Annotated in this window: 18 protein-coding genes; 4 read left to right on the forward strand and 14 right to left on the reverse strand. The window is 45.4% G+C overall.

What is annotated here, in order from left to right; all coding sequences use genetic code 11:
• Positions 1-8 precede the first annotated feature (8 nt).
• The 12 genes from YC6258_RS04470 to YC6258_RS04525 all read right to left on the reverse strand — a co-directional run bounded on the left by YC6258_RS04470 (position 9) and on the right by YC6258_RS04525 (position 13,390).
• Positions 9-881, reverse strand: a complete 873-nt coding sequence (locus YC6258_RS04470; RefSeq protein WP_044615979.1) for a hypothetical protein — start codon at positions 879-881, stop codon at positions 9-11.
• A 26-nt stretch (positions 882-907) separates the two neighbouring features.
• Positions 908-1,525, reverse strand: coding sequence for a GTP cyclohydrolase I FolE (gene folE / locus YC6258_RS04475; protein ID WP_044615980.1), 618 nt, complete (start codon positions 1,523-1,525; stop codon positions 908-910).
• A gap of 42 nt (positions 1,526-1,567) precedes the next feature.
• Complete coding sequence (gene guaB, locus YC6258_RS04480; RefSeq protein ID WP_044615981.1) at positions 1,568-2,722, reverse strand: IMP dehydrogenase; 1,155 nt, start codon at positions 2,720-2,722, stop codon at positions 1,568-1,570.
• Positions 2,723-2,828: 106 nt separating this feature from the next.
• On the reverse strand, positions 2,829-3,509 hold the full coding sequence (locus YC6258_RS04485; RefSeq protein ID WP_044615982.1) for an HAD family hydrolase: 681 nt from the start codon (positions 3,507-3,509) through the stop codon (positions 2,829-2,831).
• 27 nt (positions 3,510-3,536) lie between these two features.
• On the reverse strand, positions 3,537-4,058 hold the full coding sequence (locus tag YC6258_RS27005; RefSeq protein ID WP_052830053.1) for a phosphoribosyltransferase: 522 nt from the start codon (positions 4,056-4,058) through the stop codon (positions 3,537-3,539).
• A gap of 10 nt (positions 4,059-4,068) precedes the next feature.
• Positions 4,069-5,061, reverse strand: coding sequence for an adenylosuccinate synthetase (locus tag YC6258_RS04495; protein ID WP_044615983.1), 993 nt, complete (start codon positions 5,059-5,061; stop codon positions 4,069-4,071).
• 137 nt (positions 5,062-5,198) lie between these two features.
• A complete protein-coding gene (gene purB, locus YC6258_RS04500) occupies positions 5,199-6,551 on the reverse strand; it encodes an adenylosuccinate lyase (RefSeq protein WP_044615984.1) in 1,353 nt (450 codons plus the stop codon).
• Positions 6,552-6,605: 54 nt separating this feature from the next.
• On the reverse strand, positions 6,606-7,289 hold the full coding sequence (gene queC, locus YC6258_RS04505; protein WP_044615985.1) for a 7-cyano-7-deazaguanine synthase QueC: 684 nt from the start codon (positions 7,287-7,289) through the stop codon (positions 6,606-6,608).
• A gap of 1,067 nt (positions 7,290-8,356) precedes the next feature.
• Positions 8,357-9,685, reverse strand: coding sequence for an ATP-dependent protease ATPase subunit HslU (gene hslU, locus YC6258_RS04510; RefSeq protein WP_044615986.1), 1,329 nt, complete (start codon positions 9,683-9,685; stop codon positions 8,357-8,359).
• A 31-nt stretch (positions 9,686-9,716) separates the two neighbouring features.
• A complete protein-coding gene (gene hslV, locus YC6258_RS04515; RefSeq protein WP_044615987.1) occupies positions 9,717-10,235 on the reverse strand; it encodes an ATP-dependent protease subunit HslV in 519 nt (172 codons plus the stop codon).
• Between the two features lie 63 nt (positions 10,236-10,298).
• Entirely contained in the window at positions 10,299-10,910 is a 612-nt protein-coding gene (locus YC6258_RS04520) for an SPOR domain-containing protein (protein ID WP_169748931.1), read from the reverse strand.
• A 125-nt stretch (positions 10,911-11,035) separates the two neighbouring features.
• Positions 11,036-13,390, reverse strand: a complete 2,355-nt coding sequence (locus YC6258_RS04525) for a primosomal protein N' (protein ID WP_144407560.1) — start codon at positions 13,388-13,390, stop codon at positions 11,036-11,038.
• A gap of 69 nt (positions 13,391-13,459) precedes the next feature.
• Between YC6258_RS04525 and rpmE the strand changes: the two genes are divergently transcribed.
• A complete protein-coding gene (gene rpmE, locus YC6258_RS04530) occupies positions 13,460-13,678 on the forward strand; it encodes a 50S ribosomal protein L31 (RefSeq protein ID WP_044615990.1) in 219 nt (72 codons plus the stop codon).
• Between the two features lie 195 nt (positions 13,679-13,873).
• Positions 13,874-14,815: a malate dehydrogenase gene (gene mdh / locus YC6258_RS04535; RefSeq protein WP_044615991.1), complete on the forward strand. Its 942-nt coding sequence runs from the start codon at positions 13,874-13,876 to the stop codon at positions 14,813-14,815.
• A gap of 45 nt (positions 14,816-14,860) precedes the next feature.
• On the opposite strand, the gene YC6258_RS04540 is transcribed toward mdh, so the two are convergent.
• A complete protein-coding gene (locus tag YC6258_RS04540) occupies positions 14,861-15,475 on the reverse strand; it encodes a TetR/AcrR family transcriptional regulator (RefSeq protein ID WP_044615992.1) in 615 nt (204 codons plus the stop codon).
• 103 nt (positions 15,476-15,578) lie between these two features.
• Between YC6258_RS04540 and YC6258_RS04545 the strand changes: the two genes are divergently transcribed.
• Together YC6258_RS04545 and YC6258_RS04550 are read left to right on the forward strand one after the other, a co-directional pair.
• A complete protein-coding gene (locus YC6258_RS04545; protein ID WP_044615993.1) occupies positions 15,579-16,670 on the forward strand; it encodes an efflux RND transporter periplasmic adaptor subunit in 1,092 nt (363 codons plus the stop codon).
• Positions 16,670-19,732: an efflux RND transporter permease subunit gene (locus YC6258_RS04550; protein ID WP_082070559.1), complete on the forward strand. Its 3,063-nt coding sequence runs from the start codon at positions 16,670-16,672 to the stop codon at positions 19,730-19,732. The genes YC6258_RS04545 and YC6258_RS04550 overlap by 1 nt, the downstream gene beginning before the upstream one ends.
• Positions 19,733-19,757: 25 nt before the next feature.
• Here the strand turns inward: YC6258_RS04550 and YC6258_RS27010 are convergent, their stop codons facing one another.
• Positions 19,758-20,642, reverse strand: coding sequence for a LysR family transcriptional regulator (locus YC6258_RS27010; RefSeq protein WP_052830054.1), 885 nt, complete (start codon positions 20,640-20,642; stop codon positions 19,758-19,760).
• Positions 20,643-20,666: the final 24 nt, after the last annotated feature.

Genomic DNA, 20,666 nt, shown 5'->3' on the forward strand with positions numbered 1-20,666 from the left:
CTGTTCGGTTATTTGCCGATGGCATTTTCGAAGACAGTATTTTGAATTCTATGACAGTAAATGAATCCATATTCCAGGCATTTCATTGCGACATCCTGCATAACTTTTTTTTGCTGCTGTTCAGTACACGCCATAGGCATAATGTAGACTTCTACGTTGCGGGGAATGCCCGCACGGTAATATTGTTCCATAACGTACTGGACTTCCTGAAAGTCATCATCATTACGGCAGACAAATTTGAAATACTGAATGCAGCGATCCTGAGTTACTCGTCGTTGCATTAACGCGATTTCGGGCCTGATTGCTTTGTCAAAAGGTTCTCCGCTTGCTTTGAGTTTGGGGCTGTTTGACCAGGTAATACGGCCTTTTCGATTCAGGGCCCAGTCATCCAGTGCCGTGATAAACGTTTCAGACAAGGGAACACTGCAATTAGTTTCAATCAGTACATGCTTTACCTGATTAAATTCCGGTGTCGATAACAGGTGAGGAATGGTTTTGGCATGTAAGGTGGGCTCGCCACCTGTGAGGCTTAATATCACTTCCTGGCCGGTGTTGGATTTCCAACCATAAGAAGGAAGTACTTTGGTAACTTCTGCCGCCAGAACATGCTCATCACCCTGATGCCAGAGATGCCGGAAATCTTTGTGCCAGGAATAGATGCTGTCACAACCAATTGAGATTTCCGGTATTTCTGAAATAGTGTTGATGTGCTGCGGAGAAAATCCCAGCGCACGTTCGGAGGCAGGCTCAATATTGTCTGGATTGTTAAAGCCTTTGCAGGAAAAATTGCAACGGGTAAAACGGATATAGACGGTTGGGTGGCCAGACCATTTGGCCTCGCCCTCAATCGATAAAAAAATCTCAGACCATTGGTATTTCATACAAATCATGCCTGCCGGTTTTATAGTTAGCTGACGCTGCTGTTAAAAAATTTAAACAGTGTCTCGTTGCACTTCTGATCGTCTTTCAGTTCACCTCTGGCAACGGTGGTCAGTGTTTTTGAACCAATTTTCTGAACGCCACGCATGGACATGCACATGTGTGCTGCTTCGATAGAAACGATAACCCCCTTGGGTTCCAGGATGTCCTCAATGGCATCTGCAATCTGTTCATTTAACTGCTCCTGAATCTGTAAGCGTCTGGCAAATACTTCGACGACACGGGCGAATTTTGACAGGCCCAGTACTTTACCGCTCGGGATGTAAGCAATATGAACTTTTCCGTGAAATGGCAGTATGTGGTGTTCACACATGCTGAAAAAATCGATGTCTTTTACCACCACTACTCCAGTGGCCGTGGAACTGAAGAGAGCGCCATTTATTACTTCTTTTATGTCGGCTTTATAACCTTGAGTGAGATACATCATGGCTTTGGCATAGCGCTTCGGGGTATCCAGAAGCCCTTCGCGTTCAACATTCTCCCCAAGATTGTTTAGCATGCACTTGCAAGCGTCTTCGATGCTCGCCTGGCTTGTATGATGATTCTCGTTAGTTTCCGCACGGCTAATATAGTTGGTATTTGTCATTATAATATTCCTGATACGTGTTGCTTGGCTGTTTAGGTTTTTTTATTGAATATTCCGATAGATACCATCTTTGTAATCGGACTTTTGGTATGTATTGAAATGACGATCATAAATGTGTGGCTTGCTTTCCTGATATCCGGAAGGGGTTATTTCTATAAACTCTGCCTGGCTATGAAACTCAGACAGATTACGGGCACCAGAATAACTGAGGGCAGACCTTAGGGCGGCAGAAGCTTCATCTATCAAAGGCGTAACATCTCCGATATATGGTGTGACCATCTCAATGCCTTCAGAAGCGTAGTTGTCCGGTTTTTTCTTGTCTGCCTGAACATTGGATTTTACTTCGCGATAGTGCTTCATACCCAAAGTGGAAAAGCCGTCAGATACCTTGAATTTCTGTCCATCTTTTTCGACTAGCGAGGCTGCGCTTTCTGTGGTTCCGGCCAGCATTCCACCCAACATGACAGTATCCGCGCCAGCTGCAATCGCTTTTGCAATATCGCCCCAGGTCTTGATGCCGCCGTCTGCAATTGTCGGGATACCATAAGGTCTTGCTGCAGTGGCACACTCGTGGATAGCCGTGACCTGAGGAACACCGGCACCGGTTACGATTCTGGTTGTGCATACTGATCCTGGGCCGATTCCAACTTTAATAGCGTCAGCACCGGCTTCGATCAATTCCCTGGTAGCGTCTGCAGTTGCGACGTTACCGGCAATAAACCGTATATCTGGAAAACGTTGTTTGAGTTCCCTGAGAACGTCAATGGCCTGTTGGGAGTGACCGTGAGCGACATCAATGACCAGAATGTCTGCTCCCGCTTCCACCAGACTGACGGATCTTTCCGCGTAATCATGATTGGTGCCGATAGCGGCAGCCACCAGAAGCCTGCCGTTTCGATCCCGCAAGGCATTCTCGGTATTCGCGATTTTGCTGTTCTTGACTTTACGAATTTCGTCACTTTGATATGAAATTGAACACATGCGATGAATAACACCAAGGCCGCCAGCAGCGGCCATGGCAATCGCCATAGCACTTTCCGTACACCAAGTGGTATTGGCAGATAGAATTGGGGTGTTAACCGTTATATCGCGAACCAGCATAGACTTTATACTGACTTCAGTTCTTGATGTTACATGAGTTTTTTTGGGAACGAGCAATACGTCGTCAAACGCAAAACCCTTTCTGGTTGGAATCATCTTATCCTTCTCCCGATATTACGTGAGCTAATATTTATTTTGTTTTAACTGATATTTATATATGAGTCTTACATGGTTTTTAAAAAATTATTATTTTTACTGTCGATCAGATAAATTTTAATATTTCTGAGAATCGATCAATTGTATAAGTAGCATTTTTTTTGAGTTGTTCATGAGCTTGATAAGCAAAAGAAACAGAGACTTCTTTTGCTATTTGTACATCGTTTTTTCCATCACCGATAAAAGCACATTCTGTGAGTGAGAGTTTATATTCTCTGGATAGTAATTTTACGTAATCAACTTTGCCTTCGAAGTCGGATGGGAAAATGTTCCAATGAGATGGCTTTCCTTGTTCGTCCCAAAATATTTCCACAGCAGAGCATGCATGGTTTATCTTTAAGTCTACCTGGGCTCTTTTGGTTTGATGGGCAAAACCGCCGGAAATGATTGCGGTTTTGATACCACGCCGATGTACTTCGGAGATAGTCTCTTTTACCTCCGGGTTATAATCGATGCTGTACATGATTTCTTGAAAAAGCTCTTTGGTGAGACCGTGCCTGGCAAGATTGCGAACACTTTCATCACACCATTCCAGGTAGCTTTTATATACACCATTCTCCCATTTCTCGATGGTCTTTTCGTTGTCGCTGATAGCATTCTCACCCAACTCTTTCATTAATCTCGACCACAGACTATTGTGATCGCTGATCTCTCCATCAGACATCCTGACGTGCTGTTTGGCATATATTGTTCCTTCCATATCCAGAAAGAGCAGTTTTATTGACATATGAAATTCCCGTTAAATGTTTGAGTGTTAAGCGATAGTGGTAACAGGAGTCTGTTCATTTTCATTTAACAGTTCCCATGGAAACACAACCCAGTCATCAACTTCAGTTGCGAAATAGTCAGGATCTTTCCTGCAACCTTTGTTTTTGACAATAACGCAGGTCGTGACAGATGCTGCGCCAAGTTCTATAAGATATTCTGCGGCGGATTTCAGTGTGCCACCGTCTCCGGCGATATCATCAGCAATGATGACAGACTTGTTATTGACGATATCTGCAGATAAACCCCATTTAAAAAAAGGCTGACCTCGCTGACTGTATTTGGTTTCAGAAGTGTTCCTGAAGATTCCGATGCAGTAGCACTCTTTTGTATCCAGGGTATGGGCGAGACACTGTGCCAATATTAATCCACCCCTGGATATTCCAATCACTACTTCAGGTAGATCATCACGCTTGCCTACTTGCTCGGAGAGGTATTGTATTTTCTCTCCCAAGGCTGACCAGCTGATTTTCAAAAGCTGTTGTCTCTTCCAGATTGGTTCTGGTTTCATATGTCTTACCTTATTGTGTTCGATCGATAATGTCAGTGGTTTTGGGGCCAGTGCCAATGAGCGTCACAGGGATATTTGTGATCGATTCCAGCTGGTCGATGAAAGATCTTGCTTCACGATTAAGTTGCTCAAATGTTTTTCCGGTGCAGTCTGGATCGATACGATCCATAAAGCAAAGAGCGATCTGAGTGGCGGAATTTATACGTGCTGCCTGAAGAGCCGCATCCATATCGAAGCGTCCCACGCGTCGTTTTCTACCTGTCACCGTTCCGAATTCCTGGATGTTATGTTCGTTATCGTTCAGCTCATGAGGAAATGGTCCATGACCTACTCTGGTTGGAAAGGTTTTGAATACCAATACCACATCGTTAATCCGAGTCGGCCCGACACCAACATCTGCAGCAAAAGTACTGGCGGTTGAATCTTTGCTCACAGTATATGGGTAGGTTCCGTATAAGACAGACAACTGGAACCCGTTTGTTCCTTCGATGTGAACACAGAGATCACGTTCAAGAGCTGCGTTGACCTCTGTTGCAACATCAATCGCCAAAGGTTGTAAAGCGTCAACCTGTGCAACCATCTTGGCAGTTCGTAACGCTCTGTCCATCAAACAGGGACCATGGCCACTGCCTGTACTTTGGATGACCTTAGTAAGGTGATCCTGTTGGGTATCCTGTTCGATGTGCTTCTGTTCGATCACGGTGGCACGACCATCAACTCTTAATCGACCATTAAGAGAGTATTTTTCAACTTCGCCCAATAAGACTTCAGGATTAATAAGCGCGCCCGCACCTATCAGTAGTTTTGCATCGCAGTTCATAAAACCGCTGGGAATCTGCCTTAATTTATAAGTGTTTCCATTGTGTTCTACCGTATGGCCCGCACCAGGACCAAGTCCTGCGCGGCATAGTATATTTGGTTGATCTCTGAGAGCCAGGTAACTGGCAATCTTGCCCTTACCCTCATCACCCCATTGCCCACCTGATATGATTGTGCATGGCATAATTTTTTCCTTTAAATACTATTTATATATATGTCATTAATAACCAATTAAGAAACTATATTGATTTTTCAACTGGGTTATTTGACGTAAACGGTTTTCTAAAACCACACAATTCGTGTTGATCTGTGAGTTTTTCGTTAGCCGTTTTTTATTTCGTTCAAAACATTTTGTGCCACTAAAATTGCTTTTTCTGCGCAGTGGCCAATGTAGTTCTTAGGCTTTAATAGCTCTTCAATGATCGAAATTGATAACGTATTGGTTATTAGTAAGTTATTTTTAACGAGCATTTCGAACTCATCGCTATCTTGGAGGTGAGAAAGAGACCTCAGCTCATGGTAGGCAACTTGCCGGTCAACACCGTGCTTTATTAATTCAAGCATAACCGCCTCTGCCATATATTTCTGACCGAACTCACGTAGATTTCGTTCGATACTGTCTCTGTTGATACTAATATCTTTAAAGATAGTGACGGCTTTTTGTAGGATCTCTTCCAGTAACAGGCATGCCTGTGGAATGATAAATCGTTCATTGGCTGAATTTGCAAGATCACGCTCATGCCAGCTGACCATGTTTTCCATCGCCGGGATGACCATGCCTCTGAGTAATCTCGCCAAGCTGCAAATATTTTCGCAGAGTACAGGATTTCGTTTGTGCGGCATGGTAGAACTACCAATTTGGTGTGCCAGTCCGAATGGTTCGCGCAGCTCATCAATCTCGGTTCTCTGGAGATTTCTGATTTCTGTGGCGATATTATCCAGAGAACTGGCAAGCAGTGCTGAGAAACAAATAAATTCCGCAATTCGGTCTCTGTGAACTATCTGAGTGGAGATATTACCGGCGGTGATACCGAGCCTTTGCATGACCCTGCTTTCAATACTTATATCATCAGTCTCAATAGCTGCCGAAGCGCCAACCGCGCCTGCCAACTTACCAACAAATAATCTACTTTTGATTTGCCTAAAACGAATCAGGTGTCTGCTCAGTTCATCAGCCCAATTGGCAAATTTAAACCCAAGTGTAATAGGTAATGCCTGTTGACCATGAGTACGACCTATCATGATCAAGTCTTGATGTTCGAATGCATGATTGCATGCTAATTCGCATAACTCGGTGAGCAGTCTTTCAAGCAACGTGCTGGCTTTCTTAAGTTGTATCGCAGTGGTGGTATCAAGGATGTCACTACTGGTTGCTCCAAAATGAACATATTTTCCAGCTTCACCACAGAGAGAGGAAAAATGTTTTATTACGGCTGCCACTTCATGGCGAGTGGAAGACTCAATATCGCTGATAGCTTTCAGGTCCGGGTCGTAATGCTCCGCCTTTTGAATGATGATATCAACATCATGCCTGGCAATTTCCCCTGCCTCGAACAGTGCAATCACGAGTTCTTTTTCGATTTCAATATAGGTTTGGTATTTAAACTTTTTACTAAACAGTCGTCTCATCTCCAGACTGCCATAGCGACCTTCATCTATCGGGTTTATATTCATTAGAGCACCTGAAGCATGGGTGTATTTGGTTGATGTTGATTGTCAGTTTTTATCTCAGCTTACTCTGCGATATATGGGATCAGTTTCACCTGCTTGTTCGAAACCTCTAAGTCTGAGCAGGCATGAATGACATTTTCCACATGGAGGGAAAACACCGTTATAACATGTATGTGAATATGAAAGAGCGTCCATACAGCCTGAAAATTCTTTTGCCATCTCAACAGTTTGCTTTTTATTTAGATTGATAAGAGGAGTGGCTATTTTAATTTTTTTGTCCAGTGCAAACTCAATCGCTTTTTCCATTTGTTCGATGTATTCGCTGCGACAATCCGGGTAGCCGCCGTAGTCTTCCTGGCTGACGCCGATAACAATGGTGTCACATTCATGTACGTAAGCACGATTGGCTGCCACCGTTAAAAACATCATGTTGCGACCTGGTACAAACGTGTTTTCAAGACCGCCCGGTAATGTATCTGCGGATTCATATTGTTCGACTGATTTTGTTTTATCCGTCAAAGGACTGAGGCCTTTGAATATTTCACCCATTCTAATAACTTCCTGCTCGACTCCTGCGATTTCAGATATTTTTTTTGCACAGTCAAGCTCAATAGAATGTCTTTGGTTATAGTCAAAGGTAATACACAGAACCTCGTCAAAATTTTCTTTTGCCCAATAAAGACAGGTGGTGCTGTCTTGTCCTCCGGAAAGAACAACCAGCGCTTTTGTTTTTTTTGTCATGTTAGATCCTTAGCTTTTAATTCGGTTTGTGTTTTTAGGTCTTTTTTATAATCGGCTAATTGTTAGCTAAAAACATTCGTACTTTTGTAGTAAATATTCCGGTCACTTGTGATGGAAAATTATTGTTAAGATTTTTTCCTTCTTTTGAATCATAAAGGTTAGTTTATTTTGCTCATCATTTTTGATGAGAATTCTGATGGTTTTTGGTCGGTTGTATGGAAATTTTCTATTGTAAATATGTTTTTTGATAAATTTATTGATATGAAAGTAATAATATTTTGGGAACCGGAAATTACTGCGCAATCAAATTATTTACATTTTTCTGTTGATTAATTGATATTTGATTTTAATAGGTATGGGAAGTTAGTTTCTCATTGAACTACATATTTTCCGTAAGGGTATTGAAGGTTTTTTTTATTTTCCTAAAAAGTAATATATGGAATCAGGTTGTCTGATTTCAGAACATTGGTCGGCAAAAGTGTGTCCATATTTTTTTTGTTTTATTTTTATTTAATTGGATTTTGACCGCCGGTCATTTGTTGGATGGTTTTATCTGAGATGTAAATTTGATCACAGAAATCTGTTCATGATTATCAGTTTTATGACTGAAGTCTGAAACAGTGTGAACCATGTTTGTCTTAGTTTTAATGTCGTGTTAATGGTGATGGGTGGTTGGTAGTCAGAATGATTGGTCACCTGGCTATCAATGTTGGATGAGTTTATGAGTTCAAAGAATTAGAAATTAGTATATTGGTAGATTTTCTTCTTGGGGGCCTCTGAAAAATAGGAATAGTTTTGATGCAGGTGAGGAAGCACCACTCGCAACACCGCAGTTTACTGGAGTAAATGAGGATGAGAGACTGGGGCTGACAATGTCCTGCGCGAAAATAGTCCATTTTTCAGAGGTTCCCTTGAGCTGTAAATATGCAACCTGTAATCGTATAGGCAGTGTTTTATTTTCAGCAGACTCGGGCGTATGTTTTGGAGAGAATATGGTTGGATTCAGAAGAGCTTGAAAGGAATGCCGTCCATTATAACTGGTCGGCATTCATTGAGGTTGGAGGTGTTTACAGAATAAAACGGCTTAAATCTTCGTCTTTAGTCAATTCGCCAAGGACGTTGTTTACATATGCCTCGTCAATACTGACTGATTCACCTGACATGTCTGTGGCTTTGAAGCTGACTTCCTCTAATAGTCTTTCCATGAGTGTGTGCAGACGTCGGGCACCGATGTTTTCTGTGTTTTCATTCACCTTGTAGGCCATTTGAGCAATCTGGCTAATACCATCCGCAGAAAAATCGAGGGTGACACCTTCGGCACGCAACAACGCTTTGTATTGCTCGGTCAGCGAGTATTCGGTTTCTGTCAGGATGCGTTTGAAGTCTTCAGGTGTCAGTGCTTCCAGTTCAACCCGAATGGGCAGGCGACCCTGGAGCTCAGGAATCAGATCTGAAGGCTTACTGAGGTGAAATGCACCTGAGCAGATAAACAGGATATGATCGGTTTTGATCATGCCGTATTTGGTGTTGACGGTAGAACCTTCGATTAATGGTAAAAGGTCACGCTGAACGCCTTCGCGACTGACATCGCCACCATTACGACCTTCACTCCTGGCAACTTTATCGATTTCATCAATAAAGACGATGCCGTTTTGTTCAACCGCTTTCAGAGCAGTTTGTTTCAACTCTTCTTCGTTGATGAGCTTGGCTGCTTCTTCTTCTTTCAGAATTTTCAACGCATCTTTGATTTTCATTTTGCGTTTCTTTTTCTTTTGCGGTGCCATGTTGGAAAACATACTTTGCAGTTGTGAAGTCATTTCCTCCATGCCAGGAGGTGCCATGATCTCTACGCCGAGTTTCATCTCCGCTACTTCAATGTCTACTTCTTTGTCATCCAGCTCACTTTCGCGCAGTTTTTTACGGAAGATCTGCCGGGTTGAGGAATCCTGTTTTTCCTCTCCAAGCCCTTCGTCCACCCGGGCTGGTGGTAAGAGTGCATCCAGTATGCGTTCTTCGGCAAGATCCTGAGCCCGATGTGAGACCTTTTCCATCTCTTGCTCGCGGAACATTTTGATGCCGGTTTCCACCAGATCACGCACAATGGATTCTACGTCCTTGCCAACATAACCCACTTCGGTGAATTTGGTCGCTTCCACCTTAACGAATGGGGCGTTAGCCAATCGCGCCAAACGCCTGGCGATCTCTGTTTTACCAACGCCAGTCGGGCCGATCATGAGAATATTTTTTGGAGTGACTTCCTCGCGCATGTCTTCGTCGAGTTGCATGCGGCGCCAGCGGTTACGTAGAGCAATGGCAACAGAACGTTTGGCTTTGTCCTGGCCAATAATATGGCGGTCGAGTTCAGATACGATTTCACGTGGAGTCATCTGTGACATGGGGTTTCTCTTAAGCTTGAATTCAGTGGGGTTAAAGCTCTTCAATCACTTGGTTGTGATTGGTGAACACGCAAATGTCGGCAGCTATATCAAGGGCCTTCTGGGTGATTTCACGAGCATTCATTTCGGTGTTTTCATACAGAGCACGGGCAGCGGCAAGTGCATAGTTGCCACCAGAACCAATGGCGATGATGCCATGTTCCGGTTCTACCACATCGCCGTTGCCGGAGATAATCAGTGATGCTTCTTTATTGGCGACAACCAGCATGGCCTCAAGACGGCGTAATGCGCGGTCACTGCGCCACTCTTTGGCCAGTTCCACGGCAGCTCGCGTCAGTTGGCCGGAATGTTTGTTCAGATAACCTTCAAATTTCTCGAATAATGTAAAAGCATCGGCGGTTGAACCTGCAAAACCCGCTATGACTTCATTGTTGTATAAGCGGCGGACTTTACGCGCGTTGCCTTTCATGACGGTGTTGCCAAGAGAAACCTGTCCGTCCCCTCCAAGTACGACATCGTTATCACGACGAACTGAAACTATAGTGGTCATTCTTTTTCCCGATTGTTTGGATTTTTCCCTAAGTGGGGACAAAAACCCGGAAAAAAAGCTCTGCTATTGTTTTGGGGTGACTCTGCGCTCCAGTGGTGAGAGTCTGGCTTCAGTTAAAATATCCTTGGCTTTATTCATTTTTGATCGATCCTGAATCGGGCCGACCATGACCCGATAGAAGGTGCCTTTGTCTGCAACGTCAATTTCTTCGATGTAGGTATCGGTCAGTCCTCGGAGTACCAGATCGGCCCGGAGCTCGTTGGCGTCAGCGACACTGCGAAATGAGGCGGCTTGCAGTATCCAGGCCTGATTTTTGGGAGGTGTGCCGGTCTGCTGGTGTTTGCTTGGTTCGGGTGGCGTGACTTTGACTTTTTCCGGCTCCGAAAGAATTCTGTAAAACTCCAATGCTTTGTTGGCCTGTTCCAGCAGTTCTTCTTCGCTGGGGCCTTTTACATTATTTTCAGCGTCCGGTTTTTTCTGTAAGACCTGTTTGATGGATGGCGTATTGCTGGAATCGATCTGATCTGATCCCTGGACCTGAGTTAAGCCGAACAGAAACGCAGTAAATGCGCCTGCCAGTACCAGGGTCAGTAACCATACCCAACCGGGTATGCGGCTTTGCATGACGGGTTCCTCTTTCTTGCGTTTGGAGCGGGTGGCTGAATCCCTGGTCAAATGTTTTTCTCCAGTCTTGAATGTGAGTGGCTGGACGAACGACGTTTTGAGCATTAATCGAGCTTTTAACGTGTTGTCACAGATGCACTCCGGGGGCGCTTATTATCGTTACTGGATGGCAGGGATCAACTCAAATCATGAGGATCAACATCAATACCCCAGCTTATGCCGGATGCCCAGCGTTGTTGTTCAATTACTTCGGCAAGACAGTTCAGATAATGTTGCAACTGACGCCGGCTGGGATGCTGCACTGTTAGCCAGAATCGAAACATCCCGGCACGACGGCTTAGTGGTGCCGGCAAAGGGCCGGTAATGTGTAAAAAGTTTTCCAGATATTGACTGACTTTGGCTAAAAATACCTGTGCATGCTCTTCTTTTCGGCTGTCAGCCCGGATCATTGCCATCGGTTGAAATGGTGGCAGGCCAGCCAGTTGCCTTTGTGGTAATAAATGCTCTCGAGCGTAATAGCCATAGCCCCCCAGTAACAAGCTTTCGAACAAAGGATGTTGTGGATGCCAGGTCTGTATCAGTACCTGACCGGGCAGTTCGGCCCGCCCGGCGCGGCCGGCAACCTGCGTCAGCATCTGAGCCATTTTTTCTGCTGCCCGAAAATCGCTGGCAAAGAGTCCGGCATCCGCGTCCAGCACCGCCACCAGAGTCACTTTAGGCAGATGATGTCCTTTGGCCAGCATCTGAGTACCGATCAGAATCATGGCGTCACTGCTGTGTATTTGCTCAAGCTTGGTCTCGAAGCTGTTTTTCTGGCTGGTACTGTCGCGATCTATCCGTACCACGGGTGTATCCATAAACAGTTGGCTTAGCCGTTCTTCGGTTCGGGCGGTACCGAGTCCGAGAGGTTGTAATTGCCGGCTCTGGCAGGATGGACAGATATGAGGAATCGGCTGCTGGTGATTACAGTGATGACATAACAGCCGCGCAGGCTGGCGATGCAGGGTCATGTGGGCATCGCAGTGGTCACAATTGGCAATCCAGCCACACTGTTCACACATAAGCGTGGGAGCGTAGCCCCGGCGGTTCAGAAATAGCAGAACCTGGTGGCCGCTTGTCAGATGCTGGCGCATTCTTAGCAAGAGAGATTCACTGATGCCACCATCGACATTTTCTTTGCGCAAATCAATCAGTTGAATATCCGGCCGCACCGCGTTACCGGCACGGACAGACAGTGAGAGATGCTGATAGCGCTTTTTATCCAGATTGTTGAGGGTTTCCAGTGATGGAGTGGCACTGCCGAGTATGACAGGAAGATCTTGTAGTTGGGCTCTTTTGACGGCCAGATCCCGGGCGTGGTAGCGAAAACCGTCTTGTTGTTTGAATGAGCCGTCGTGTTCTTCATCCACAATGATCAGCCCCAGTTCGGGCATAGAGGTAAATACGGCTGAGCGGGTGCCAATAACGACTCTGGCTCTGCCGGATTGGGCATCCAGCCAGGTATCCAGCCTTTCTTTGTCGCTGAGCCCACTATGCAGTATGGCAACCGGTTGGTTTACACTGCGGCGAACGCGTTCCACGGTCTGAGGGGTCAGGCCGATTTCAGGTACCAGCAGCAGGGCCTGTTGTCCCCGATCCAAAGCCTGTTGGATGGCTGCAATATATACTTCTGTTTTTCCGGAACCTGTTACTCCTTCCAGTACCAGAGCGGCAAACCTGCCAAGGCTTTGATGAATGGTATCAACAGCCTGTTGTTGCTGTTCGTTGAGTACATGACCGGGAACTGTCTTGGCGGTGGTTGCTGTTAGCTCCGGAAACTGTTCGCTAAGTTCTACGAGCTGCTTGGATGCCAGGCCTTTAAGGATGGTTGGGCTGAAAGAGGATGCTTTCAGTTCGGCCGTGGACAGCGCACCGAGTTCTTGTAACAGCGCCAGTAGTTCTGCCTGTTTGGGGGATTTTTTCTGTAATTGCGAGGGCGATACGGTTCTGCCTTTATGGGTGCATAGCCAATACTTCTGCATACTTCTGCGCGCGGGTTGACCTTTGCGCAAGGCAGTGGGCAGCGCCAGCATCAACGCCTCGCCCAGACTGTGTTGATAATACTGGGCAGCCCACAGGCATAATGAATGAACTGCCGGGTCGAGCAGGGAGCTTTGGTCCAGCACTTCGCTGACGGGTTTGATTTTATCCAGCGCTTGTTGCGAAGGGGTGGTGGTTATCTGGGTAATCAGTCCGGTTTGGGTCCGCGAACCAAATGGTACTCTGACTCGACAGCCAACGAGCTGGGCTTTGGACTCATTGCCACTGGGAAGGCAATAGGTAAAGGTCTGGCGCATGGGTAATGCCAGGGCTACTTCGACAAAGCAGGCCTGTGAGGAGTGTTTTTCAGTTGTATCTGTTATGGACTCTGGTATGATTCGCCCTCCCAAAATCGGGCTGTAAACTGGTTGGGCAAGGCTATAGAGCCTGAGCCCTGTTGGCAACCCGGTATAAACGAGTGCGGTACTTCGCTGGTTACGAAGTGGCGGCACATAAAACAGCCGGACCTGCTAACCACATATTCACAAGCAGTCGTCCTCACCTGATAAGAGATCAATATCATGAGACAGGGCATCCATCCCGAATATCACAATGTTAAAGCCGTTTGTTCCTGCGGCAATGAAATGAGCATCAACACTACCAAAAAAACTGAAGTGCTGAACCTGGACGTATGTTCTCAGTGCCATCCCTTCTACACCGGCAAGCAGAAAGTTCTGGATACCGGTGGTCGTATTGACCGTTTCAAACAGCGTTTTGGCAATCGCAAAGTCAGCAAATAAGAATTCAGATTCAGAAAAGGCGTCAACTATGACGCCTTTTTACTTTATATGGTCTGCTGAATGCGCCTGATGGGAAATATTTTCGCGACCATAACGTTTATTGACTAACGGAGCATTGAGGCGGACGCTCTACAGTTTACAATTGATCCTCGTAATTTCTTCTCAACTCACAATTAATTAGAAGGAAATTGAGAAATGGCCAGAAAAAAAATATCACTTGTAGGTGCCGGTCAGATCGGTGGAACAATGGCTCTTGTACTGGCTCAAAAGCAGCTGGGCGATGTCATGATGTTGGATATTGCTGAAGGGATGCCACAGGGTAAAGCATTGGATATCCAGGAAGGGCGTTCTGTCATTCCAACTGCTACCAATCTGAGTGGTTCTAACGATTATGCTGATCTCGCGGGTTCTGATGTTGTTATCGTAACTGCTGGATTGCCTCGTAAGCCAGGCATGAGTCGCGATGACTTGCTGGATGTTAATTTCGGTATTATCGAAAAAGTAGGTCTGGCTATTAAAGAGCATGCTCCTGAAGCTCTGGTCATTGTGGTCACCAACCCATTGGATGCCATGGTCTATGCCATGCAGAAAGTGACCGGCTTCCCAGCCAATCGTGTGGTTGGTATGGCTGGGGTGCTGGATAGCTCCCGTCTGGCCTGCTTCATTGCCGATGAATTGGGCGTATCTGCTGAAGATGTACGTGCGCTGGTTCTGGGTGGTCATGGTGATACGATGGTCTCTGTTTATGGTGCAGCATCCGTGGCCGGTATTCCTTTGTCTCAATTAATGAGCAAAGAGAAGTTTGATGAGCTGGCTGCACGTACTGCCAAAGCCGGTGGTGAGATTGTTGCTCTGCTGAAAACCGGTTCTGCCTTCTATTCTCCTGGTCTTTCTGCTATTCATATGGCCGAAGCATACTTGCTTGATAAGAAAAGTGTGTTAACTGCAGCTGCTCAGTTGAATGGTGAGTATGGTGTTGAAGGTGGCCTGTACTGTGGTGTCCCGGTTGTTATGGGGGCCGGTGGTATTGAGAAAGTCATTGAGGTTGAGCTGAACGAAGAAGAACGTAAAGCCTTTGATGTTTCTGTTGATGCAGTAAAAGACCTGGTTTCCTGGGTTGAGAATAAAATGGCCTGATAGACAAATTCTAACAGGTAAAAAAAGCAGCTTCGGTTGCTTTTTTTATGCCTGGTTGTTTAGCCTCTTAGCTAGTGTGCTAATGGTTGTGGTGGCAATATGTGATAGTTCTTCCGGCGTTTCTTTTTTGCCTTCAGTCACCCATTTAACGAGGATGGAAGATAAAAGTCCGCTTAACATAACGGTAATGTACCCCGTTGCTCTGTTGTCTGCGAGAATGGAGTGAGATGATGCCTGGGGGCGGTAAGGTATTCTGGGATCGGTAATTCGGCCCTCAAAAACAAACTCCAGAGCCTTTTGGTCTTTGCACAATAACTCTTCCAGTATATCCATTCGGTTGGCCTTGATCAGGCAGGCCAGCAATGAGCTCCTTTGCATCCATGATCTGAGGAAAAACAGGGTTAAGTCAGCAAATGGCTGGTTTTGAGCCGCTAGAAATTCATAGGACATGGCTTTGTCTTCATATTCGAGCCGCCATTTCAAAATATCTTCCAGATTGTTAAAGTGTCGATAAAAAGAAGCTCTGCCAATTTTGGCAATTTTCGTTACCTCAATAACACTTATGGCATGCAGGGGTTTGTGCTCCAGAAGTTGTTGTAATGCATCAAACAACTTTAATCTGGTGCGAATGACTCGTTTATCAATAGTTTCTTGATACATATTAAAGATATTCGTCTCGTTAATAAAAATGCCACTTGACCAGCTGTGGCAAGGGTTCTAGCCTTCTTTTCATTCCTTCCCACATTATCTTCCTGGAGCAGTTATGCATCAGTTTAAGTTGCTGTTTTTTGCGGCATTATTGTGTTCCTTTTGTTCTTTCGCCATGGCTGAAGAAGAGGTAACCGCCTCAAATCAGATTCGCAAGGTCAAGTTGTACCGTGTTGAACAAAATGGCATAGCAGGTATCAGAACTTTTCCGGCGGATATCGTTTCTGAAAACAGTGCCAATTTGTCATTTAAAGTACCTGGTCAAATAAAAGTTCTGAGCATTAAAAAGGGTGAAATGGTAAAAAAAGGTCAGGTATTGGCAAAGCTTGACGATACAGATTACCGTGTTCAGGTGGATAGTGCCAACGCCAGTTATTCGCTGGCAAGTGCTCAGTATGAACGCATACGTGAAAGTGCCCTAAAGGCGGTTACAACAGCATCGCAGCTCGACGAGGCCAGAGCCTCTCTCGAAGAGGCCAAGGCTGCTTTGGACGACGCAACTAACCAACTGACATATACAGTAATTAAAGCACCTTTTGACGGTATGGTGGCTGATACTTATCAGGATCAGGAGGAATACGTTGGCGCGGCAACCCCTGTTCTGACTTTGATTCAGGTAGAGCCCTTGAATGTCTCTTTCGATGCCCCCGCTAGTTTGTTGGCGCGCTTGTCCGACCATGTTAAAGCCAAAAGCTATCATCCTGGCGTTATATTCGATCAGCTGCCTGGCCGGACATTTTCTTCAACCTTTAAAGAAATGACAGCTATTCCTGATTCTGGAACCCGTAGTTACAGTGTTGTTCTGTCACTACCAAAGCCGGCGGAGATCAACGGTATTATTCTTCCAGGAATGACTGCCAAGGTTTTGGTGGATATCGGTGAACTGCTTGATAGTGAAAAAGCAGGTGTGCTGGCGCCGGTGGAGTCTGTTTTTTATCGTCCTGGTTCTGAAAACAAATATGTCTGGTTATATGATGCAAGCACCCACACTATCTCTTCCAGGGCAGTTCAGGGTGATGAGGTAATAGGTAGCAACATCGTTATTACCGAGGGTCTAAGCAAAGGCGATCAAATTGTTGCGGCCGGCACTTATCTGCTTTATGAGGGGCAGGTGATTACTCCCTGGACTTCGATGGGAGATAAATAGTGAATATCGGTGAATATTTTATCAGACATAAAGTCACCAGTTGGATGATTACGCTGGTTTTGATCGTGGGTGGGAGTATTTCCTTTCTATCTCTAGGGCAGCTTGAAGATCCTGAGTTCACGATTAAACAAATGAATGTGATTACTCAGTATCCTGGTGCCTCGGCTGAGCAGGTGGAAGAGGAGGTTACCTTCCAGTTGGAAACAGAAATTCAACAGCTTCCGTATATTGATAAGATTACTTCCTTTAGTCAGCCCGGTATGTCGGTTCTTGAAGTTGAGTTTCAGGATTCTTTGCGTTCTAAAGAGGTTAACCAAGCCTTTGACGAGGTTAGGAAAAAAATCCGTGATTTAGCATCATCTCTTCCTAGTGATGCTGAGACTCCGACCATAGTTGACGATTTTGCTGATGTTTATGGAGCGTCGTACGCGCTTTATGGCGACGGCTTTACAGTGCGGGAGCTCAGTGATGTCGCCGATTATCTGAATCGGGAGCTTTCTATTGTTGATGGTGTTGCCAAGGTTGATATTGCGGGCGAGCAGATTGATCAGGTTGCAATTGAGCTATCTTATTCCGAGTTAAGTGCACTAGGGTTGTCAACAGATACTATTGCCAGTTTGCTGGCTCAGTATAACGTGGTTTCTAACGCCGGATATGCCAATAGCGGTACTGAGAGAATTCGGATACGTCCTACCGGAGAGCTGTCTAGCATTGCCTCTCTGGGAGAGTTGACTCTGGTGGGGAGTAATGGGAATTCAGTCAAGCTAAAAGATATTGCTACGATTCGCCGCGTTGTCAAAGACCCCTCCAATCAGATAATTACCTATAACGGACATTCGGCTATCAATATAGGTGTTTCATTTGTGTCCGGTTCCAATGTGGTGGATGTAGGAGAAGCGATTCAAGCACGGTTGAAACAGTTGTCTGTAGAGCTGCCGGCTGGAATATCAATTGATCCGATTTATGAGCAACCCAAGGAAGTTTCCAATTCTGTTAAAGGCTTTTTGGTCAATCTGGCAGAAGCTGTAGGCATTGTGATCGTAGTATTATTGCTGTTTGTAGGAATACGATCCGGTGTCCTGATTGGTCTTATTCTATTATTGACCATTCTCGGCACATTCATTTTTATGATGTATTTTGGCATCAGTTTGCAAAGGGTTTCGCTTGGTGGATTGATTATTGCCCTGGGGATGCTGGTGGATAATGCTATTGTCGTATCAGACGGTATTCTGGTGGAACTTAAGCTGGGTAAATCGAAGCTTGAGTCTGCGGGGAAAGTCGTTAAACAGAACTTCTGGCCTCTGCTTGGTGCAACGGTAATTGCTATTGTGGCTTTTGCACCAATCGGTCTTTCTCCGGATAGCGTGGGTGAGTTTGTTGGTTCGCTGTTTTATGTATTGCTGATTTCACTGTTTTTGAGTTGGGTAACGGCAATTACGTTGACACCATTTTTTTGTGATCTGTTCATGAAGGAAGAGCTGGATACAGGTAACGGTGCCCCGCGTGAAGATCCTTACAAGGGCGTGTTGTTTTCTGCATATAGGTTGGTTCTTAAGCATGCCATGCATCACAAATGGCTGACTTCTTTGGGTCTTGTCGTGATGCTGGCTCTGGCTGTTTTCAATGTGACTTCTATTAAGCAGTCGTTCTTTCCTGACTCAGCAACTCCACTGTTTTATGTAGAGCTCCGTTATCCTCAGGGAACCTCCATTAATGTCAGTGAAAAGCAGGCGATGGCCCTCGAAAGTTATCTCAAACAGGATGATTCAGTTGCCTACATAGCTACGACAGCTAATCAGGGATTTTTGAGATTTATGCTGACTTATACGGCTATGGAAATGAGTCCCAGCAATGTTCAGATGGTGGTTAGAACAAAAACGGTTGAACAGATAGAGCCGTTATTGGAGAAAATCGACAGTTATCTCAAAGCATCTCAGCCGGAAGTATCGTTTGTTTTGAGACGGTTGGCATTGGGGCCATCAAAAGGTGCAAAAATTGAAGCGAAAATTGTGGGTCAGGATTCAGATGTGTTGCGTGATATCGCTGAGAAATATAAAGCAAAATTCCGTAATTTCGATGAGCTGGTTGGTATTCGCGATACCTGGAAGCAAAAAGCCAAGGTTTATCAGCCCATATTTGATGAATCAAAAGCAGCTGACCTGGGCATTACCAAGGAAAAACTGGATGAGGCTCTGCTGACCAATCTTGAGGGCCGTACCGTAGGTGTTTATCGTGATGGAACTGATCTGTTGCCAATTATTATCACCGTGCCGGAGCAGGAACGAGGCAGCATTGAGCAGATCAATGATATACAGGTTTATGCACCATATACCGAAAAATATGTATCCTTCTCTGAACTGGTGACGGACTATCAGTTGATTTGGGAAGATGCCCGAATTGTACGTGAGAACAAACGTCGGACGCTGACTGTTCAGGCAGATTTGAGTCTATATACGGACAAAACTGCGGATCAGGTGTTTAAAGAAATCCGGCCAGTGATTGAAGCTATTGATCTCCCTGATGGATATTCACTGGAATGGGGAGGGGAATATGAAAGTTCCGGAGATGCTCAGAAGAATGTAATGGCCAGTGTGCCGTTGGGATATCTGTTCATGTTCATTATCACAGTATTATTGTTCAACTCGGTACGGGAGTCCGTGATTGTCTGGTTATGTGTACCATTGACGATAGTAGGTATTGTCGTTGGCATGTTGTCATTAAATGTTCCATTCGGCTTTATGAGTTTACTGGGATTTTTAAGTTTGTCGGGTATGGTAGTAAAAAATGGCATTGTACTTATCGAGCAAATTAATCATGAATTGGCTGATGGGGTCGAACCCTATCATGCCGTGTTTGATTCGGCCGTCAGTCGTGTTCGTCCTGTGATGATGGCAGCAGCAACCACTATTCTTGGTTTGATTCCTTTGTTGTTTGATCCATTCTTTCAGGGCATGTCGGTTGTTATTGCGTTTGGCCTGGGATTCGCCACGATCTTAACACTGTTGGCTGTTCCGGCATTTTACCTGATCCTGTTTCGGATCAAAGTTCCTGCTGATATGTAATTCGGAAGGCCATGGATGGCCTTTTCTATAGCCGCGATTGCATACGACCAATAAAGTTCTGCACAAACTCGATGAATACCTGAATCTTACGTGGCGGCTGGCGATGCTTATACAGCAGAGTAACGGTTTCAGCCCAAACCGGCAGCGACGTCCTGACTTTAATGAGTGATCCATGTTTCACTGCATGCTGAACCAGATAATCGGGAAGTTTGGCGATACCCATTCCTCTTATAGCCGCAATAATTCGCATTTCCGGACTATTCAATATCAAGCGTCCATTGACTGGGATACTAAGCCGGTTATTTTGCTCCCTGAAATACCAGTACTGTTCCCCAGGCTGGGTGATCAATTGTTTTTGTGACAAAGCGTCAAACTCTATGTTGGGAGTACCTTGAGCACAGTGCGGGCTGCAATAAAGGCTTTGCGGGATGCTCATTAGAGGTCGGGCAATCAAGTCATTGAAAGCCAACTGAAAATCGTGATTGACGATCGTAATATCCATGTCTCCCGGGCTTGGAACGGCTCCAGGGTACTGGTTCAGACACAACTGAATTTTGGGATAGTTTTGTGCAAACTCGACAGCCAGTTGGGCGATCTCGTCGGACATAAACTCTGAAGGGGTCTGTACTCGTAATGTGCCGGATGGCTGGGTAATCAGATGGGCAATATTGTCTTCGACCTCGTCCAATCCCAGGATCAAGTCCTGAGCCTGATTGAACAAGAGCTCCCCGGCTTCCGTTAACTCCAGCTGTCTACTGCCACGAATCATTAATTTGGTACTGAGTTCCTGTTCCAGTAAATTCATTTGCCGGGACAGCGACGATTTTGGAACTCCCAGTTTCCGGGCTGCGGATGTGAGTGAGCCGGCATTCACTACATAGACAAAGCGTTTGACGTGATCAAGGTTCATGTTTCATATTTCGAACGAAAGGTT

This window comes from Gynuella sunshinyii YC6258 (assembly GCF_000940805.1).
GTDB classification, from domain to species: domain Bacteria; phylum Pseudomonadota; class Gammaproteobacteria; order Pseudomonadales; family Natronospirillaceae; genus Gynuella; species Gynuella sunshinyii.

Excerpts from the sequence above, each read along its gene's own strand:
- YC6258_RS04470 (WP_044615979.1), bottom strand. The coding sequence starts at position 881 with ATGAAATACCAATGGTCTGAGATTTTTTTATCGATTGAGGGCGAGGCC.
- folE (WP_044615980.1), bottom strand. The coding sequence starts at position 1,525 with ATGACAAATACCAACTATATTAGCCGTGCGGAAACTAACGAGAATCAT.
- guaB (WP_044615981.1), bottom strand. The coding sequence starts at position 2,722 with ATGATTCCAACCAGAAAGGGTTTTGCGTTTGACGACGTATTGCTCGTT.
- YC6258_RS04485 (WP_044615982.1), bottom strand. The coding sequence starts at position 3,509 with ATGTCAATAAAACTGCTCTTTCTGGATATGGAAGGAACAATATATGCC.
- YC6258_RS27005 (WP_052830053.1), bottom strand. The coding sequence starts at position 4,058 with ATGAAACCAGAACCAATCTGGAAGAGACAACAGCTTTTGAAAATCAGC.
- YC6258_RS04495 (WP_044615983.1), bottom strand. The coding sequence starts at position 5,061 with ATGCCATGCACAATCATATCAGGTGGGCAATGGGGTGATGAGGGTAAG.
- purB (WP_044615984.1), bottom strand. The coding sequence starts at position 6,551 with ATGAATATAAACCCGATAGATGAAGGTCGCTATGGCAGTCTGGAGATG.
- queC (WP_044615985.1), bottom strand. The coding sequence starts at position 7,289 with ATGACAAAAAAAACAAAAGCGCTGGTTGTTCTTTCCGGAGGACAAGAC.
- hslU (WP_044615986.1), bottom strand. The coding sequence starts at position 9,685 with ATGTCACAGATGACTCCACGTGAAATCGTATCTGAACTCGACCGCCAT.
- hslV (WP_044615987.1), bottom strand. The coding sequence starts at position 10,235 with ATGACCACTATAGTTTCAGTTCGTCGTGATAACGATGTCGTACTTGGA.
- rpmE (WP_044615990.1), top strand. The coding sequence starts at position 13,460 with ATGAGACAGGGCATCCATCCCGAATATCACAATGTTAAAGCCGTTTGT.
- mdh (WP_044615991.1), top strand. The coding sequence starts at position 13,874 with ATGGCCAGAAAAAAAATATCACTTGTAGGTGCCGGTCAGATCGGTGGA.
- YC6258_RS04540 (WP_044615992.1), bottom strand. The coding sequence starts at position 15,475 with ATGTATCAAGAAACTATTGATAAACGAGTCATTCGCACCAGATTAAAG.
- YC6258_RS04545 (WP_044615993.1), top strand. The coding sequence starts at position 15,579 with ATGCATCAGTTTAAGTTGCTGTTTTTTGCGGCATTATTGTGTTCCTTT.
- YC6258_RS27010 (WP_052830054.1), bottom strand. The coding sequence starts at position 20,642 with ATGAACCTTGATCACGTCAAACGCTTTGTCTATGTAGTGAATGCCGGC.